The organism is Pseudomonas sp. NCCP-436 (genome assembly GCF_019656335.1).
Lineage (GTDB): Bacteria > Pseudomonadota > Gammaproteobacteria > Pseudomonadales > Pseudomonadaceae > Aquipseudomonas.
On record NZ_BPLZ01000007.1, the window covers coordinates 89,989 to 106,480 of the forward strand.

At 62.7% G+C, this 16,492-nt stretch carries 14 protein-coding genes; 5 read left to right on the forward strand and 9 right to left on the reverse strand.

Annotated elements, in window-relative coordinates; translation table 11 throughout:
- Positions 1-46: 46 nt before the first annotated feature.
- The 4 genes from NCCP436_RS09685 (at position 47) to NCCP436_RS09700 (ending at position 3,750) form a co-directional block, all read left to right on the forward strand.
- Complete coding sequence (locus NCCP436_RS09685; RefSeq protein ID WP_220803790.1) at positions 47-1,438, forward strand: FAD-binding oxidoreductase; 1,392 nt, start codon at positions 47-49, stop codon at positions 1,436-1,438.
- A gap of 116 nt (positions 1,439-1,554) precedes the next feature.
- A complete protein-coding gene (locus NCCP436_RS09690) occupies positions 1,555-2,220 on the forward strand; it encodes a fumarylacetoacetate hydrolase family protein (RefSeq protein WP_220803791.1) in 666 nt (221 codons plus the stop codon).
- 195 nt (positions 2,221-2,415) lie between these two features.
- Entirely contained in the window at positions 2,416-2,763 is a 348-nt protein-coding gene (locus NCCP436_RS09695; protein WP_220803792.1) for a YgiW/YdeI family stress tolerance OB fold protein, read from the forward strand.
- A gap of 72 nt (positions 2,764-2,835) precedes the next feature.
- The gene (locus NCCP436_RS09700; protein ID WP_220803793.1) at positions 2,836-3,750 is read left to right on the forward strand and encodes an SdiA-regulated domain-containing protein; all 915 of its coding nucleotides are present in this window, start codon (positions 2,836-2,838) and stop codon (positions 3,748-3,750) included.
- On the opposite strand, the gene NCCP436_RS09705 is transcribed toward NCCP436_RS09700, so the two are convergent.
- Positions 3,747-4,082: a YegP family protein gene (locus tag NCCP436_RS09705; protein ID WP_220803794.1), complete on the reverse strand. Its 336-nt coding sequence runs from the start codon at positions 4,080-4,082 to the stop codon at positions 3,747-3,749. The two genes, NCCP436_RS09700 and NCCP436_RS09705, sit on opposite strands and share 4 nt — an antisense overlap.
- A gap of 63 nt (positions 4,083-4,145) precedes the next feature.
- On the reverse strand, positions 4,146-4,598 hold the full coding sequence (cadR, locus tag NCCP436_RS09710; RefSeq protein ID WP_220803795.1) for a Cd(II)/Pb(II)-responsive transcriptional regulator: 453 nt from the start codon (positions 4,596-4,598) through the stop codon (positions 4,146-4,148).
- Between the two features lie 79 nt (positions 4,599-4,677).
- Between cadR and NCCP436_RS09715 the strand changes: the two genes are divergently transcribed.
- Positions 4,678-6,867: a heavy metal translocating P-type ATPase gene (locus NCCP436_RS09715; RefSeq protein WP_220803796.1), complete on the forward strand. Its 2,190-nt coding sequence runs from the start codon at positions 4,678-4,680 to the stop codon at positions 6,865-6,867.
- A gap of 90 nt (positions 6,868-6,957) precedes the next feature.
- Here the strand turns inward: NCCP436_RS09715 and NCCP436_RS09720 are convergent, their stop codons facing one another.
- The 7 genes from NCCP436_RS09720 to NCCP436_RS09750 form a co-directional block, all read right to left on the reverse strand.
- Entirely contained in the window at positions 6,958-9,192 is a 2,235-nt protein-coding gene (locus NCCP436_RS09720) for a TonB-dependent siderophore receptor (protein ID WP_220803797.1), read from the reverse strand.
- A 108-nt stretch (positions 9,193-9,300) separates the two neighbouring features.
- A complete protein-coding gene (locus NCCP436_RS09725) occupies positions 9,301-10,290 on the reverse strand; it encodes a siderophore ABC transporter substrate-binding protein (protein WP_220803798.1) in 990 nt (329 codons plus the stop codon).
- Positions 10,287-11,069: an ABC transporter ATP-binding protein gene (locus NCCP436_RS09730; RefSeq protein ID WP_220803799.1), complete on the reverse strand. Its 783-nt coding sequence runs from the start codon at positions 11,067-11,069 to the stop codon at positions 10,287-10,289. Before NCCP436_RS09730 ends, NCCP436_RS09725 begins: the two co-directional genes overlap by 4 nt.
- Positions 11,066-12,013: an iron chelate uptake ABC transporter family permease subunit gene (locus NCCP436_RS09735; protein WP_220803800.1), complete on the reverse strand. Its 948-nt coding sequence runs from the start codon at positions 12,011-12,013 to the stop codon at positions 11,066-11,068. Before NCCP436_RS09735 ends, NCCP436_RS09730 begins: the two co-directional genes overlap by 4 nt.
- Complete coding sequence (locus NCCP436_RS09740) at positions 12,010-12,954, reverse strand: ABC transporter permease (RefSeq protein ID WP_220803801.1); 945 nt, start codon at positions 12,952-12,954, stop codon at positions 12,010-12,012. Before NCCP436_RS09740 ends, NCCP436_RS09735 begins: the two co-directional genes overlap by 4 nt.
- Positions 12,951-14,702: an ABC transporter ATP-binding protein gene (locus NCCP436_RS09745; RefSeq protein WP_220803802.1), complete on the reverse strand. Its 1,752-nt coding sequence runs from the start codon at positions 14,700-14,702 to the stop codon at positions 12,951-12,953. The genes NCCP436_RS09740 and NCCP436_RS09745 overlap by 4 nt, the downstream gene beginning before the upstream one ends.
- The gene (locus NCCP436_RS09750) at positions 14,696-16,432 is read right to left on the reverse strand and encodes an ABC transporter ATP-binding protein (protein ID WP_220803803.1); all 1,737 of its coding nucleotides are present in this window, start codon (positions 16,430-16,432) and stop codon (positions 14,696-14,698) included. Before NCCP436_RS09750 ends, NCCP436_RS09745 begins: the two co-directional genes overlap by 7 nt.
- Positions 16,433-16,492: the final 60 nt, after the last annotated feature.

A 16,492-nucleotide genomic window follows, 5' to 3' on the forward strand; every position in this document is an offset into this window, starting at 1 on the left:
CTGAATGGTTCTCAGGGCGACCATGAATCCTTTGAGAGTTCCGTAGATGACCACCCCTGCCCAGATCGAAGAGCTGAAGACCCTGGTTGAACCCGGCAAGGTGCTGACCGATGCCGATTCACTGGAGGCCTACGGCAAGGACTGGACCAAGCACTTCGCCCCGGCACCATCGGCGATTGTGTTTCCCAAGAGCATTGAACAGGTGCAGGCCATCGTACGCTGGGCCAATACCCACAAGATCGCTCTGGTGCCGTCGGGTGGACGTACCGGCCTGTCCGCCGCCGCTGTAGCGGCCAATGGCGAGGTGGTGGTGGCGTTCGACTACATGAACCAGATCCTGGCCTTCAACGAGTTCGACCGCACCGTGGTGTGCCAGCCGGGTGTGGTGACCAAGCAGCTGCAGCTGTTTGCCGAGGAGCATGGGTTGTACTACCCGGTGGACTTCGCTTCCAGTGGGTCCAGTCAGATTGGCGGCAATATCGGCACCAATGCCGGCGGAATCAAGGTTATTCGCTACGGCATGACCCGCAACTGGGTGGCTGGCCTGAAAGTGGTGACCGGCACTGGCGAGTTGCTGGAGCTGAATCGTGATCTGATCAAGAACGCTACTGGCTACGATCTGCGTCAGCTGTTTATCGGCGCTGAAGGCACCCTGGGCTTTGTCGTCGAAGCGACCATGCGCCTGGATCGTGCGCCGAAAAACCTTACCGCCATGGTGCTTGGCACCCCGGACTTCGATTCGATCATGCCAGTGCTGCACGCCTTCCAGAGCAAGCTGGATTTGACCGCCTTCGAATTCTTTTCCGACAAGGCTCTGGCCAAGGTGCTGGCGCGCGGCGACGTTCCGGCACCCTTTGAAACCGAGTGCCCGTTCTACGCGCTACTGGAGTTCGAGGCCACCACCGAGGAAGTCGCCGAGGCGGCGCTGGCTACCTTTGAGCACTGTGTGGAACAGGGCTGGGTGCTTGACGGTGTGATGAGTCAGAGCCAGCAACAGCTGGAAAACCTCTGGAAGCTGCGCGAGTACATCTCCGAGACCATCAGTCACTGGACGCCGTACAAGAACGACATTTCGGTCACTGTCGGTCAGGTACCGGCCTTCCTCAAGGACATCGACGCCATCGTCGAGGCCAACTACCCGGATTTCGAGGTGGTCTGGTTCGGTCATATCGGTGACGGGAATCTGCACCTGAACATCTTGAAGCCCGAGGCCATGAGCAAGGATGAGTTCTTTGCCAAGTGCGCCGTGGTCAACCAGTGGGTGTTCGAGACGGTGCAGAAGTACAACGGTTCGATCAGTGCCGAGCATGGCGTGGGCATGACCAAGCGCGACTACCTGCACTACAGCCGCAGCGCGGCGGAGATCGCCTGTATGAAGGCCATCAAGGCTGTGTTCGATCCGAACGGGATCATGAACCCCGGCAAGATCTTTGCCTGAGCATTGCAAGCGCCCGCCTGACAGCGGGCGTTTTTGTATCCGGCCCTGTGTCGGTTAAGGTACGGCATCGGCCACAAGCCACGATGTCCACAATACGAACAACACAGGAGTCGGTGATGAGTTACCAGCACCAGTACGTCGACGGTACCACCGTCCACTTTCCCCTTGGCAAGGTGGTCTGCATAGGTCGCAATTATGCCGAGCACGCCCGGGAACTGAACAACCCGGTTCCCACCGAGCCGCTGCTGTTCATCAAGCCCGGTTCCTGCGTGGTGCCCATTGAGAAGGGGTTTCTCATTCCGGATGACCGCGGCGCGGTGCATTACGAGGCGGAAATTGCGGTACTGATTGGCAAGCCGCTGTCGCGTCATCCGGACGCCGAGGAAGTGCTCGATGCCATCAGCGGCTTCGCCCCGGCCCTCGATCTGACCCTGCGTGACGTGCAGGCCAAACTCAAGGAAAAGGGCTATCCCTGGGAGATTGCCAAGAGCTTCGACGGCGCCTGTGTGCTGGCTCCCTTCGTGCCGGGTGATGCAATTGAGGATCTGGCAGATATCGGCATTCGTCTGAGCATTAATGGTGAGCTTCGCCAGGACGGCAATAGTCGTGACATGCTCAACCCCATCGTGCCGATGATCCGGCATATGGCCGGACATTTTGCTCTGCAGCCCGGTGACGTGATCCTGACCGGCACGCCGGTCGGCGTTGGAGCCCTGAACAAGGGGGATGAACTGGTGCTGGAACTGGTTGGCCACAGCCGCTTTACCAGTTGCGTGCTCTAGTCGTCACGACAACAGCTGGCGCGTGCCGGGCGGGTCCAGGCCTGGGCGGTGTTGCAGCAGTCCTGTGGCATGCGCCATTGCAGCCTGTGCCGGGGCCGCGACCAGCTTTCAGCTTCGCTTAAGCTGTCATTCAGTCTGGCTTCAGCTAGCGCTACTAATCTGAACCTGTCACTTACGAACTACGAGGTTCACGTCATGAAACGTACCGCTTTCGCTCTGATGTTCCTGCCCCTTATCAGCGCTGGTGCCTTCGCTGCCGGCTACACCGGTCCGGGCGCTACACCGCAGGTCACTACTGTAGCTGGCGCACTGGAAGCTGCCGATGACGCCCAGGTGGTGTTGGAAGGGCAGATCGTCAAGCGCCTGGGAGATGAGCGTTATGAATTCCGTGATGCCACTGGCACCATCCAGGTCGAGATCGACGATGAAGACTGGCCGGGCCAGAGCGTTTCGGAGAATACCAAGGTGCGTCTGACCGGTGAGGTTGACAAGGATGTCAACCAGCTTGAAGTCGATGTGGATCGTGTTGAGCTGATCAACTGACCCGTGCTGATGCTTCGCTGTCCGCCACATTTGAATGTGGCGGGCTGGTTTACGTCTGTTCGAGAACTTTTCATGCGCCGCCTGCTTTCACTCAATCCCTGGCTCTGTCTGTTGCTCTTCGTATTGCTGGCAAGCAGCCTGTTGGCCCAGCAGTACCGTCTTTTCGAGCGTGGCTGGTTCGCGCTGCAGGCCTGGCAGAACAGCGAGGCGTGGAGCGAGCGTTCGCTATGGCTGGGTGATTACCAGGTGGTCATTGATGCCAGACCGATCGAGGGCATTCGCGATGTATCGGCTCTGACGTATGATCCCGACAGGAAAAGTCTGTTTAGCGTGGCCAATAAGCCGGCCCGGGTGCTCGAACTGAGTCTGGAAGGCGAGCTGCTGCGGATCATCGATCTGCAGGGCTTCGGTGATCCGGAGGCCATCGAATACATTGCGCCGGGAGTGTTCGTGATCGCTGACGAGCGCGAGCAGCGCCTGGTCAAGGTGCGTATCGACGATAACACCCGGGTGCTGGATGCGGCCCATGCCCAGCAACTGTCGCTGGGTATGGGCCTCAATGGCAACAAGGGGTTCGAGGGGCTGGCCTATGACCCGGCCCGCCAGCGGCTGCTGGTGGCTAAGGAGCGCGACCCGGTGCGGATCTTCGAAGTGCTGGGCTTTCCCCATACCGCTGACGATAAGCCGCTGACCTTGCAGATCAACACGGATCCCAAGCGTGACTCGCGGTTGTTCGTGCGTGACGTTTCGAGTCTGGACTTTGACGATGTCACCGGCCATCTGCTGGTGCTGTCGGACGAGTCGCGGCTGGTGATCGAGCTGGATAGCGATGGCAAGCCGATCAGCACCCTGTCGTTGCTGGCCGGCCAGCACGGCCTGCAACGCAGTGTGCCGCAGGCTGAGGGGCTGGCCAGCGATGGCAGGGGCAACCTTTATCTGATCAGTGAGCCGAATCTGTTCTATTCGTTCCGCAAATCTGTTCGTTAGCTACTCAGATCCGTCAGTGTGGCGTCGGTGGCATGGTTTATCACTGACTCCACACCGTTTCGGCAATTGGCGGCACTGGCGTACATCTGGCTCTGGCCGATTACCTGGCCATTGGTGGCCTTGAGCACGAAGTAGTGTTTGTCGTTGCTGGCGGCTTTGATCTCGAAGGCGCCTTCGCGCTGGGCGTTCCGGCGCACTGATTCGATACCGTCCAGCGCCGAGGTCTTGGCCTTGTACATCTCGCTGGCGAGAATCACCTGGCCGTTGCTGGCCAGCAGGTTGAAGTGGAACTGGCCGTCTTTGGCTTTTTTCAGTTCGAATTTTCCAGGCATATGTGTAATTTCTCCCAAGGCTGCGGCGCAATGCCGAAGTGATCCTTGGAAAACTCTAGTCCATCAGTGCGAATGGCTCCTCCCTACATGGCTGTGGCCGTCGTCCGGCAGAGCTTGCACTCCGCCGCTGGCATTGAGCTGGCGGAGAATGCCGCAGGCTTCGGACTCCTGGCCGCCACGGCAGCGCTCACGTAGCTCGCAGAGCTGCCGGCGCAGAGCCTGCAGACTGGCGATGCGGGCCTCGACGTGCTCAATATGCTCGTCCACCAGACCGTCGACACCGGCGCAGCTTTCCTGTGGCAGGTCGCGCAAGGCCAGCAGTCGGCGGATTTCTTCCAGGGTCATGTCCAGCGTGCGGCAGTTGCGGATAAACACCAGCCGTTCCAGGTGCTCGCTGCTGTACAGGCGATAATTTCCTTCGCTGCGCGCGGGCGCCGGCAGCAGACCCTCCCGCTCGTAATAGCGGATGGTCTCTACCTGGCAGTCGGCCTTTTTCGCCAGTTCGCCGATTTTCATTTCGCGTACTCCTTGGGGCTTGACCCTATAGTGACTACAGGGTGTCTACTCGGCAACAGTTACCTGACGGAGACTGTCCATGAGCTGCTGCAATCACATCGGGAAATCACACGGCCACGAGCCGGTGCACACGCCTCGGAACGAGGCACAGGAGCCTCTGAACGGCGCGCTGACCAGTCGGATTCGTATTGAGCAGATGGATTGCCCGACCGAGGAACGGCTGATTCGTGATGCCCTGAGCCGCCTGCCGGAAGTAGCCGGCCTGCGCTTCAACCTGCTGCAGCGGATACTGACCGTCAGTCACGCTGAGGGTGCGCTTGAGCAGGTGCTGGCGGCAATTCGTGAGCTGGGTTTTACCCCGCAGCTGGAAAGTGAAGGCAGTGCTGCGGCGGTACCCGAAGAGTCCGCACGGCAGCCTGGCTGGTGGCTGTTGCTGCTGGCCGGTGTGCTGGCACTGAGTTCCGAGCTGATCCACTTCATCGGGCTCGGCCCCGAATGGCTGAAGGCGCTGCCTGCGCTGGCGGCCATCGCCTTGTGCGGATTGTCTACCTATCGCAAGGGCTGGATCGCACTGAAGAATCGCAATCTCAACATCAATGCGTTGATGAGTATTGCCGTTACCGGTGCGGTGCTGATCGGCCAGTGGCCGGAAGCCGCCATGGTGATGGTGCTGTTCAGTCTGGCCGAGCGGATTGAGGCGTGCTCGCTGGAGCGGGCGCGTAATGCGATTGCCGGGCTGATGGAGCTGGCTCCGCTGCGCGCTACTGTGCAGCAGGACGATGGCAGCTGGCAGGAGGTTGATGTGCAGTCTGTTGCCTTCGGGGCGCGGATCCGGGTGCGCCCGGGTGAGCGCATCAGTCTCGATGGCGAGGTGGTTTCCGGTGAGTCGACGGTGAATCAGGCTCCGATTACCGGGGAGAGCCTGCCAGTGGAGAAGCGCACGGGTGATCCGGTTTTCGCCGGTACCATCAACGAAGCCGGCTCGCTGGAGTTTCGTGTCACTGCGGCGGCGCGTGACACCACGCTGGCGCGGATTATCCGCGCGGTAGAGGAGGCGCAGGGCTCGCGTGCGCCGACCCAGCGCTTCGTCGACCGCTTCTCGCGCATCTACACCCCGGTGGTGTTCGTTTGTGCGCTGCTGATTGCCGTGCTGCCGCCATTGCTGCTCGGCAGTGGCTGGTTCGACTGGCTCTACCGGGCGCTGGTGCTGCTGGTGGTGGCCTGTCCCTGCGCTCTGGTGATCTCCACCCCTGTGACCATCGTCAGTGGCCTGGCTTCGGCGGCGCGCAAGGGCATTCTGATCAAGGGTGGCGTGCATCTGGAGAGCGGCCGCCATCTGAAGCTGCTGGCATTGGACAAGACCGGCACCCTGACCCACGGTCGACCAGTGCAGACCGATTGCCTGGCGCTGACGGACGCCGACGCGACGCAGGCCGCTGGCTGGGCTGCCAGCCTGGCGGCACGATCTGACCATCCGGTATCCCGGGCACTGGCTCGCCGGGCTGCAGAGCAGGGGCTGGTGCTGAGCGAGGTCGAGGCTTTCGAGGCACTGCCTGGCCGCGGTACTCGCGGGCGTGTCGCTGGCCGCCTGCTGCACCTGGGTAATCACCGGCTGGTGGAGGAACTGGGCTTGTGTTCGGAGGCGCTTGAACAACGCCTGGAAACATTGGAGCGCGAGGGCAAGAGTGTGGTGGTGCTGTGTGACGAGCAGCGTCCGCTGATGCTGTTCGCCGTGGCCGACACCCTGCGCCAGAGCAGCCGTGAAGCGGTTGCCGAGTTGCATGGGCTGGGCGTGCGTACCTGTATGTTGAGCGGCGACAATGTCCATACCGCTGCGGCCATTGCCGGGCAGGCGGGTGTTGACGAGGCTCACGGTGACCTGCTGCCGGCAGACAAGCTGGCCTGGATCGAGGCGGCTCAGGCGAAGGGACAGGTAGTGGGTATGGTGGGTGACGGGATCAACGATGCGCCGGCGCTGGCACGGGCCGAGATCGGCTTTGCCATGGGGGCGGCGGGAACCGACGCCGCCATCGAAACGGCCGATGTCGCGCTGATGGACGATGATCTGCGCAAGATTCCCGCCTTCGTCCGGTTGTCGCGGCAGACCCATGCCATCCTGCTGCAGAACATCACTCTGGCGCTGGGCATCAAGGCGGTATTCCTTGGCCTGACACTGGCCGGGCAGGCGACCATGTGGATGGCGGTATTCGCCGACATGGGCGTTAGCCTGATGGTGGTGTTCAATGGTCTGCGACTGTTGCGCAAGTGAGGCTGGCCGTGGCGGCGCCGGTCGCTATTGGTTCGTAAACGGCCGCAGTGCGGGACAGCGTCACGCCTGCGGCCGCAAGCACTGGCCGAATCAGAAGTCGATGGTGGCCGACAACTGCAGAGTGCGAGGTGCGCCCAAGCCGCCGGAGAGGCCGTCACCGCCCTGGGTTGAGCCCAGCCAGTAGGCCTTGTTGGTGGCATTTTGCAATGTTGCGCGCAGGGTGACCGGGCGGGCAGCCACCTCGGTGCTATAGCGGGCGCCCAGATCGTAGAGAGTATGCGACGGCAGTTGCAGACGCTGATCCTCGGTGACGTAGCGCTCGCCGGTGTAGCTGGCGGCAGCGGTCAGGGTCAGGCCGGGAACGGCCTGCAGGTCGTACTCGGCGCCCAGTTTGGCGATCAGCCTGGGAATGCCGGAGATCTGATTGCCTTCGATGTTCCGGTTCAGCGCCTTGGTCATCTGCGCCTTGGTATAGGAAACGCCGCCCATCAGGCGCAATTCGGGGCTGGTCTCGCCAAAGAAGCTCCACTCGATACCGCGGTTGCGCTGCTCGCCGTAGGTGCCGTAGACATTGCTGACCGGATCCACATAGGCACTGGGTTTCTCGATCTGGAACAGCGCGACGCTGGTGGCGAACTGACCCAGATCCCACTTGGCGCCGACTTCGTACTGCTTGGTCACGTACGGGCTCACCACTTCACCGGCGTTGTTCGCAGTCAGCGGCGCGGTGCCGCCCTGGCTCAGGCCCTCGATGTAGTTGCCGTACAGTGACAGCTCGTCGGTGACCTTGAACAGCAGAGCCGTGGCGGGAGACAGCCGGTGTTCGTCGTACTTGGAGGTCTTGACCCGGGCACCGGTCAGGTTGGCGCTCTCCACGTTCTGCCGGCGCGCGCCGACAGTCCACTGAATCCGGTCGTCCCAGAACGACAGGGTGTCGAGCAGGGCCACGCTCTGTAGCTGCGCCTCGGTGTACTGGGTAATTGGCCCATGCCCCGGGAAGTTCGGTTTAGAGCCGAAATCGGGACGGTTGTAGTTGACTGTGACAAAGTTCGGCAGCATGGCATCGCGGAAGCTCCACTCCGATTCGTAGTGGGTCGCCGCCAGTGACCAGGCGTGGTTTACCGGGCCGGTGTCGAATTGCCCCTTGAGGCCGACCTCGCCGGATTTCTGGGTGCCATCGCGGATTGAGCGCACGGCGGTCACGTTGATGTCGCCGGCGTCGTTGAGCAGTGTGTCACGCAGGATCAAGGCGTTGTAGCCGCCATCACGCTGCCCCCAGGCGGCGTAGGCGGTCAGCTTGTCATTGAGGTCCACCTCGCCGCGCAGCAGGAAGGTATCGGTATCGTTGCGGGTATAGGCCCAGTCCGGGGCCAGACCGTGATCGCCTTTTTTCGGGCTGGGCAGGCGGTTCACCGTCGGTGCAATCGAGGAAATGCCGAAGTAGTTGACGCCGTGCAACAGTTCACGCTGTCGGTACATGTCCAGCGATAGACGAGCCCGTTCGCCGCGCCAGTCGAGCCCCAGCGAGGACAGTTCCATTCGCTGATCCTGATTGTCCACGGCAGTATCACCGTCGCGATAGACGCCGTTGTAGCGGATGCCGAATTCCTGGTTGTCACCGAAGCGCCGACCGATATCGACATGGCCGCCGAACAGGCCATCCGACTCGAAGGTGGTGGTCAGTCGGGTCAGCGGGTCGCTGCCCGCCCGCTTGGGAACCATGTTGATGCTGCCGGCCACGCTGCCATCCGGCGGCATGCCGTTGAGCAGAGCCGATGGCCCTTTCAGTACTTCGATGCGTTCGGCCATCTCGGTGGAGCTGCGCATGTTCGGTGCCATGCCGACCAGACCGTTATAGGTGATGTCGTTAGACGTGGTGGGGAAACCACGGATGATGAAGGTCTCGAAGATGTTGCGCTTGGAGGCGATGTTCACCGAGGGGTCGGTTTTGCCGATAACCGTGGCAATGTCCTGGGCCTGCTGGTTAAGCATGAATTCTTCGGTGTAGCTGATGGTGCTGAACGGGGTTTCGGTGAAGTCCTTGGTTCCCATCAGCCCGACCCGGCTGCCGGTTGCAACCTGTCCCCCGGCATAGGCGGGCGGCAGGTTGCCAGCCGAGTCCATGCTGCCCTGCACCATGGTATCCGGCAATTGCAGACTGTCACCGCCAGTCGCCTGGACTTGAGTTTCCGCGGCCAGTGCGCTCAGACCGCCGCCGCCAAGACCGACCAGCAGGGCTGCCTGTATGGCAGCCCGTAGGGCCTGGCGGGGGAGGAGGTGTTGGTGCCTGGGTGAGAGGGAGGATCGTTGGCAGCGTTCCGACATGCTGGTTTCCTTGCAAGCAGATGGATAAATGGAACCTTCGCAAGTCTTTCCGAAGCAGAACGCCATTTCCTCAATGCTATTGAGAATTATTTTTGATTTGTCCTGCCGCTATTCATAGCCTTTCAGCAGATCGTCGGCTATGCGGTTCAGGCAGGTGTAGCTGGCCGTGCACAGGTACCAGGTTTGCGAGTCGGCAAAGATCACCCGGTCATTCTTCCAGGCACGGGTCTGGCGCAGCAGCGGATTGTCCAGGGTTTCCCGGTTCAGTGCTGGGCGGCGCTCCATCACTGCGGTGCGGTCGATGATGTAGAGAATGTCCGGATCGGTCTGCTGGATGAACTCGTTGGAGATGGTCTGGCCGTGCAGACTGGAGGAGACACTGCTATCGGCCGGGTTGACCCCGAGGGTGTCGAAAATGTAGCCGTAACGCGAGGCCACGCCGTAAGAGCTGAAGGCTCCGTTGTTGTGCATGACCAGCAGGGCGCGCTCGGGGCGTCCCGCGGTGACACGGCGTACTTGCTCGATGCGTGCGTCCATCTCGGCGACTTTCTGTTGGGCCAACTGTTCCTTGCCGAAGATGCGTCCGAGGGTCAGCAGGTGTTCCTTGGCCTGAGTAAGGATGTCGCCGTTGCGGTTGCTGAAGTCCATGTCGAAGTGCAGGGTCGGCGCTATTTTCGACATTTCCTCGTAGTCCCGGGCCTGTAGCGCGGAAATCAGGATCAGATCCGGCTTCGCTGCATGCAGTCGTTCCAGGTTCGGCTGCACAGTGGCGCCCAGGTCGGCCACCGCCGGGTCGTCGCGGTAATGAGCCAGAAAGTCGGCCACATAGTCCTTGGCAATGCCTACCAGCGGGGCCCCGAGTTGATCCAGACTGTCGATCTCGCCCATGTCGAAGGCCACCACGCGCTGCGGTCGCTGCTCTATCAGGGTGGTGCCGAGCTGGTGACTGATGCGAATGGGCGGGTAGTCGGCCTGCCCCGTAGGCTTGCTGCTTGCGCCTGCCGGTGGTTCGGCGGGCTGGTCGCAACCCTGCAGGCCGGAGGCGATCACTGCCGTCAGCAGCAGGGTGGGAAGGCGTGGGGGGAACAGTCGGCTCATGGTGTTTCTCCCGAAGCGGGTGGATTGAAGTAGTCGCAGAGCAGCCCGCGCGCGTGGCGCATGATGCTGAAATCGATGCCGTACAACTGCTGCAGGTGTTCCCGGGTGACCACCTCGGATACCGGCCCCTGGCAGAACACCGCGCCACCCTTCATTGCCACTATGTGGTCGGAGTAGTTGGCGGCGAAGTTGATGTCGTGCACTACCAGGATCACCGTACGTCCCTGTTCGTCGCACAAGCGGCGCAGTGCCTGCATGATGTTTACCGCGTGCTTCATATCGAGGTTGTTCAGCGGTTCGTCGAGCAGCAGGTAATCGGTCTGCTGGGCGATGGTCATGGCCAGGAACGCCATCTGCCGCTGACCGCCGCTGAGCTCGTCAAGGTAGGCGCCGCGCAGTGCCTGCAGGCCAAGGAAGTCGATGGCCTGTTCGATTACCTGGTGGTCGTGACGGGTCAGTGCGCCCTGGCTGTAGGGAAAGCGGCCGAAGGCGACCAGCTCGTCGACGGTCAGGCGCAGGTTGAAGTCCGGCGTCTGGCGCAGGGTGGCTACACGTTTGGCGTAGTCGCGGATCGACAGGCTGGCAGCGGGTCGCCCTTCCAGCAGCAGTTCGCCGCCGTTGGCCTCGATAAGCCGGGCGGCCAGCATCAGCAGAGTGCTCTTGCCGGCTCCATTGGGACCGATCAGAGAGGTGATGCGGCGGGCCGGGAACTCGACGCTGACGTCGCTCAGTACTGTTTTGCCGCCATAGGCCTTGTGAATGTTGCGCAGGGTGATCATGTGGAGTCTCGAGGGCGAAGCATCAGAACCAGGAAGTAGGTGCCGCACACCAGGTTGACGAGGATTCCCACCGTCGTTCGGTAGTTGAACAGGTGTTCCACCAGCAACTGGGCGATGAGGAACAGAGTGATGGAAAGTACGCAGGACAGTGGCAGGGTGACTCGGTGGCGCATGCTGCCGGCCAGCATGTAGCTCGTGTTGGCGATAAACACCCCCATGAAGGCGGTTGGCCCAACCAGGCTGGTGGATACCGCCACCAGTACGGCGATCAGGGCCAGTTGCAGGCGCATGCCGCGCTGGTGATCGACGCCCAGCGAAAGCGCCTGCTCGCGGCCAAGGGCCAGCACGTCGAGAATGCTGAGCTGGCGCAGCACGATCAGGCACACGCCAAGTACCAGCAGCGCCGAACACAGCAGTTGCAGGGGGGGCACGCGGTTGAAACCGGCCTGACTGAAGCTCTGCATGATGGAGAACTCGCCCGGACTGATGCGCAGTTGGATGAATTGGGTGAAGGTGCTCAGCACCATCGACAGCACCAGCCCGACCAGCAGCAGATACAGATGGCTGCGTCCGGCGCGCAGCAGCCAGTGATGCAGTGCCCAGGAGTAGCCGAGCATCAACATGATGGATACGGCAGCGTTTGCCGGCGCGTTCAGGGTGATCAGGCTGGCGCTGCCCAGCAGCAGGATCAGTAGTGCCTGAAACATCAGATAGACCGCCTCGTAGCCCATGATCGCCGGAGTCAGGATGCGGTTGCCGAGCAGACTCTGGAAAATCACCGAGGACAGGCCGATGCACAGGCCGGCCAGGACGATGCTGCCCAGGCGCAACAGGCGTCTGGGAATCACGTAGGCGGTATCCAGCCCCGAGCCGTACAGCAGAAAGATCAGGCTCAGTGCCAGCGCCAGCAGGCCGGCGATCAGGAAGTTGCGTTGCGCGCTCATTTGCACTTCCACAGGATCAGCAGCAGGAAGGCCAGGCCGCCCAGGCTGCCGGCGGTCAGGCCGATGGGAACCTCGAACGGATAGATCAGCAGGCGGCCAAGAATGTCGCAGGCCAGCAGCATGATGGCGCCGGCCAGCGCCACTCGAGGCAGGCTGCGGGCCAGATTGTCGCCGTGGAACAGTGCCACCAGGTTGGGAATCACCAGACCGACGAAAGGAATCGCGCCGACCGTGATCACGGTTACTGCCACGCTCAGCGACACCAGCAGCAGCCCCAGTGTTGCGGTGGCGGTGTAGTTCAGCCCGAGGCTGGTCGACATGTCCTCGCCCATGCCCAGCAGCGTGAAGCGATGAGCGTAGAAATAGGTGAGCAGTACTACCGGCAGGATCAGGTAGATGATCTCGTAGTTTCCCTGAACGATTTTCGAGAAGTCCCCAAGCATCCAGCCCTGCATGCTTTGCAGGATGTTGTGGCGGTAGGCGTAGAACTCCGCCAGAGCACTCAGTACGCTGCCGAACATCAGCCCAATCACCGGCACCAGGATGGCGTTGCGCAGACGGATGCGGCGGATGATCAGGATGAACACCAGGCTGGCGGTCAGGCTGAAAAGCGTGGCGACCATCAGGCGGCTGCCGCTGCCGAGTGTGGGCATGGCGGTGGTGGCGATCAGCAGGCCCAGTCGTGCGGCATCCAGGCCGCCGCAGGTAGCCGGCTCGACGAAGCGGTTACGCACGATCTGCTGCAGGATCACGCCGCACATGGCCAGTCCCACGCCGGTCAGCAGAAGTGCCGCCAGGCGTGGCAGGCGGCTGGCACTCAGGGTCAGCCAGGCATCATCGGACAGCGCCCACAACTGAGCCCAGCTCACCGGCTTGACGCCGACGCACAGCGACAATATGCAAAGCACCAGCAGCAGTGCCGTCAGTGGAAGAGTTCTCAAGGTCTGCCCCGGTTATCCGCTGCCGCGCCGATGCGCCAGCCCTGCGCGGCCTGGCGGCTGACGAGCAGCCTTGCGTAGATGCCGTTGCGCTCGATCAGCTGCTGATGGCTGCCGGCTTCGACCAGGGCGCCGTCTTCCAGCACCAGGATCTGATCGGCCTGAGCCACGGTAGAAAGCTGGTGGGCGATTACAATCAGGGTGCGCGAACCGCGCAGACGTTGCAGCATGGCGCCAATAGCGGCCTGGTTTTCTGCGTCGAGTGCGGCGGTGGCTTCGTCCACCAGCAGGATCGGCGCATCCTTCAGCAGGGCGCGGGCGATGCAGATGCGCTGCCGCTCGCCACCGGAAAGGCGCACGCCAGCTTCTCCAACCTGTGTCTGCAGACCTTCGGGCAGGCGTTCGACAATCTCCCGCACGCCGGCAAGGTCGATGGCTTCCTGCAGCTCCTCGTCACTGGCCTCGGGGCTGCCCAGGCGAATGTTTTCGGCAATGCTGCCCTGAAACAGGTAGTTGTCCTGGAATATCTGACTGATCTGGCGTGCCAGCTGGCGGCTGCCCAGTTGGCGCACGTCTACCGTGCCGATGCGTACGCAGCCCTGGTTCGTGTCGAAGAAGCGGGCTATCAGTCGCAGCAGAGTGGTCTTGCCGGAGCCGGAGGCGCCCACCAGTGCAGTCATACTGCCTGCCTCCACGCGCAAGCTGATTGCACGCAGCGCGTCGTGTTGCTCGCCCTGGTAGCGGAAGCTGACATTTTCCAGTTCCACCGAGGCGTCAGCCGGCATCTGCGGAGTTTCCGGCTCCACCAGCGGAGTCTGGTTCAGCACCGCGCGAACCTGCTGCAATTGGTTGTGGGCTGCACGCAGCACTTCGCTGTAGCCGGCCACATCGAGCAGCGGTTCGACGAAGCGCAGGCACAACAGCAGGGCCAGAACCTGTGCCTGCGGGTTCTGCAGCTCGGAGCCGGGCAGCAACAGCGCGACGGCCAACAGGATGGCGAAACAGCTCTGCACGGCTGCGCTGTTGAACAGCACCGAGAGAGCGGACAGACGGATCATCCGCTGTGCCGAGGACTGTTGCTGGTTGATTGCCTGCTCCAGTGGCCGGCTGCCGCCGCCTTCGCCGTTGAACGCGCGTAGCGTCGCCTGGGCCTGGGCGAACTCCAGCATGCGCTGACTGGCCTCGGCGGTGCGGCTGCGGTAGGCCAGGTCGGCGCGCAGACCGATCCGGGCGCTGACGCTGAACACCAGGGCCAGCAGTGGCAGGGCCAGTGTGGCGATCAGGCCCAGGCGCAGATCCAGCAGCAGAAGAGCCGGTAGCAGTATCAAGGGTGTCAGCAGACCGCAGAGCAGAGGGGTGAAGACGTGGGCCGGCAGTTGCGCCAGCTCCATCATGCCTTGCGCCGCGAGATGGCCAACGCGGGCGCTGTTGCTGGCGCTGAACCAGCCCGGCGGCAGGCTGGCCAGGTGAGTGCCAAGCAGGTGCCGGCCATTCTGCAACACGGCGATACCGACGCGGACGCCGGATTTTTCCACACGCAGGCGTAGCGCCCGGCACAGCAGCAGCTCTGCCAGCAGCAACAGCAGCCAGTAGCCGGCGCTGTCCAGGCGCTGCTCCAGCAGGGCGCTCAGTATGGGCAGTACGCTGAGCAGGGTCAGTGCGCAGAGCGCGGCATAGGCCAGGGTGAGGATGAGGTAGCGGTGCAGCGCCGGTAGCTGATCTCCGAGTAGGCGGACGAAGGTTTTCAGCATGCCGGAAGTCCTCCGTCCTGCTGGTAGCCGCCCCGGGCCCAGAGCCGCGCATAGTGGCCGCCGAGGGCCAGCAACTGGTCATGCCGACCCTGTTCCAGGATCCGTCCCCGATCCAGCACGATGATCTGGTCGGCATGCTGGATGGTATCCAGGCGGTGGGCAATGACCAGTAGCGTCCGGCCGCGGGAGAAGTCCGACAGCGCCTGTTGCAGTTGCGCCTCACTGTCGGCATCGGCTGCTGCGGTCGGCTCGTCCAGAACCAGCACTGGTGGATTGCTGAGCAGTGCACGGGCAATGCTCAGGCGCTGGCGCTCGCCACCGGAAAGTTCGGCCTGCTCGCCCAGTAAGGTGGCGTATCCGTTTGGCAGGGCCAGGATGCGCTCGTGCAGCCCGGCCAGGCGCGCTGCCGCTTCGATCTCCTCCTGGCTGGCCTGTGGCCGGCCGAGGGCAATGTTGTCGCGCACGCTGGCGTGGATCAGTTGCACCTCCTGAAGGACAAAACCGACCATACGGTAGAGCTGGCTGGTCGGCATGTCGCGCAGATCCACTGCGCCAAGGGTGATGCGCCCTGCGTCCGGATCGAAGAAGCGCAGCAGCAGGCGCGCCAGGGTCGACTTGCCGGAGCCGGAGCTGCCTACTACGGCGGTTATCGTCCCGGGCTGCAGTTCCAGGCTGATGTCCTCCAGCACTGGTGCGCCAGGTTGATAGGCATAGCCAACCTGCTCGAAACGGACGCAGCAATCGGCAGGCACTGCCGAACCACTTTCCAGGCGTGGAGTGTGCAGCAGTGCCTCAACCCGTTGCGCGGCGGCTCCGGCGTGGTTGAGGTCGTGGCTGATGTACTTGAGCAGCAGCAGCGGGGCGCACAACCCGGGCGCCACCAGGGCAAAGGGCAGCACCTGCAGGGGTTCGACCCAGCCGAGGCTGACGAGCAGGGCGCCGCCGGCCAGCACCACACCCAGCACCGTGGCGGGTGCCAGCAGGGCATTAGCGTTGGCCATGCTGCCGGCCAGCGGCCGGGTGAAGTCGTCGAAGGCGCAGGCGAAGTCGTCTACCGCCCGGTGATAGGAGATGGCGCTGCGCTGCTCGGCAGCGAATGCCTTGACCACCGGCAGGCCGCGGACGTACTCGCCCAGCGCCGTGTTGATACGCAGCATGCCCTGGCCAAAGGTATCGAGATTGGCGGCGCTGGCGCGCAGGGCCCGACGGAAAAAGAGGAAAAACAGCAGAAACGGCAACAGCGCCACCAGCGTCATCCGCCAGTCCGTCAGCGTCAGATAGATCAGGGCAAGCAGTACCGTGCCCGCTGCCCGTCCCAGCGTGGTGAAGAAGTGTGCGACCAGCCCGTGCAGGGCACCGATATCGTCTTGGATGGCCTGTTTGACTTCGCCGGAGCTGCGCTTGGTGAACCAGCCCAGCGGTACCTGTGCCAGCCGCTGGACAATGGCTAGGCGCAACTGGCCGGTGATGCGATTGTCCGCCTGGTGAGCCACGGTTTCGCCCAGCGCCCACAGCAGCAGGCCGGCAAACAGACCGCCGAGACCGATTGCCAGCAGGGTGGTGGTCTCCTGCGGCGTTTCGGCCAGACGGGCGATGGCGGCCAGTGGCAGCAGCATCAGCATGCCGCCGAGTGCTGCCAGCAGGGTGGCCAGCAGCAGTTGACCGTGAACCGGTCGCAGCAGTCTGGCAATTGCCTTGCCCGGGTGTTCGGTATCCTCTGCGGCTGTCATCGGTTCTCTCGCTCTGCGCGGCGTCGACGGAAGTGCGGCGCCAATCCTGTTGTTTTCCGA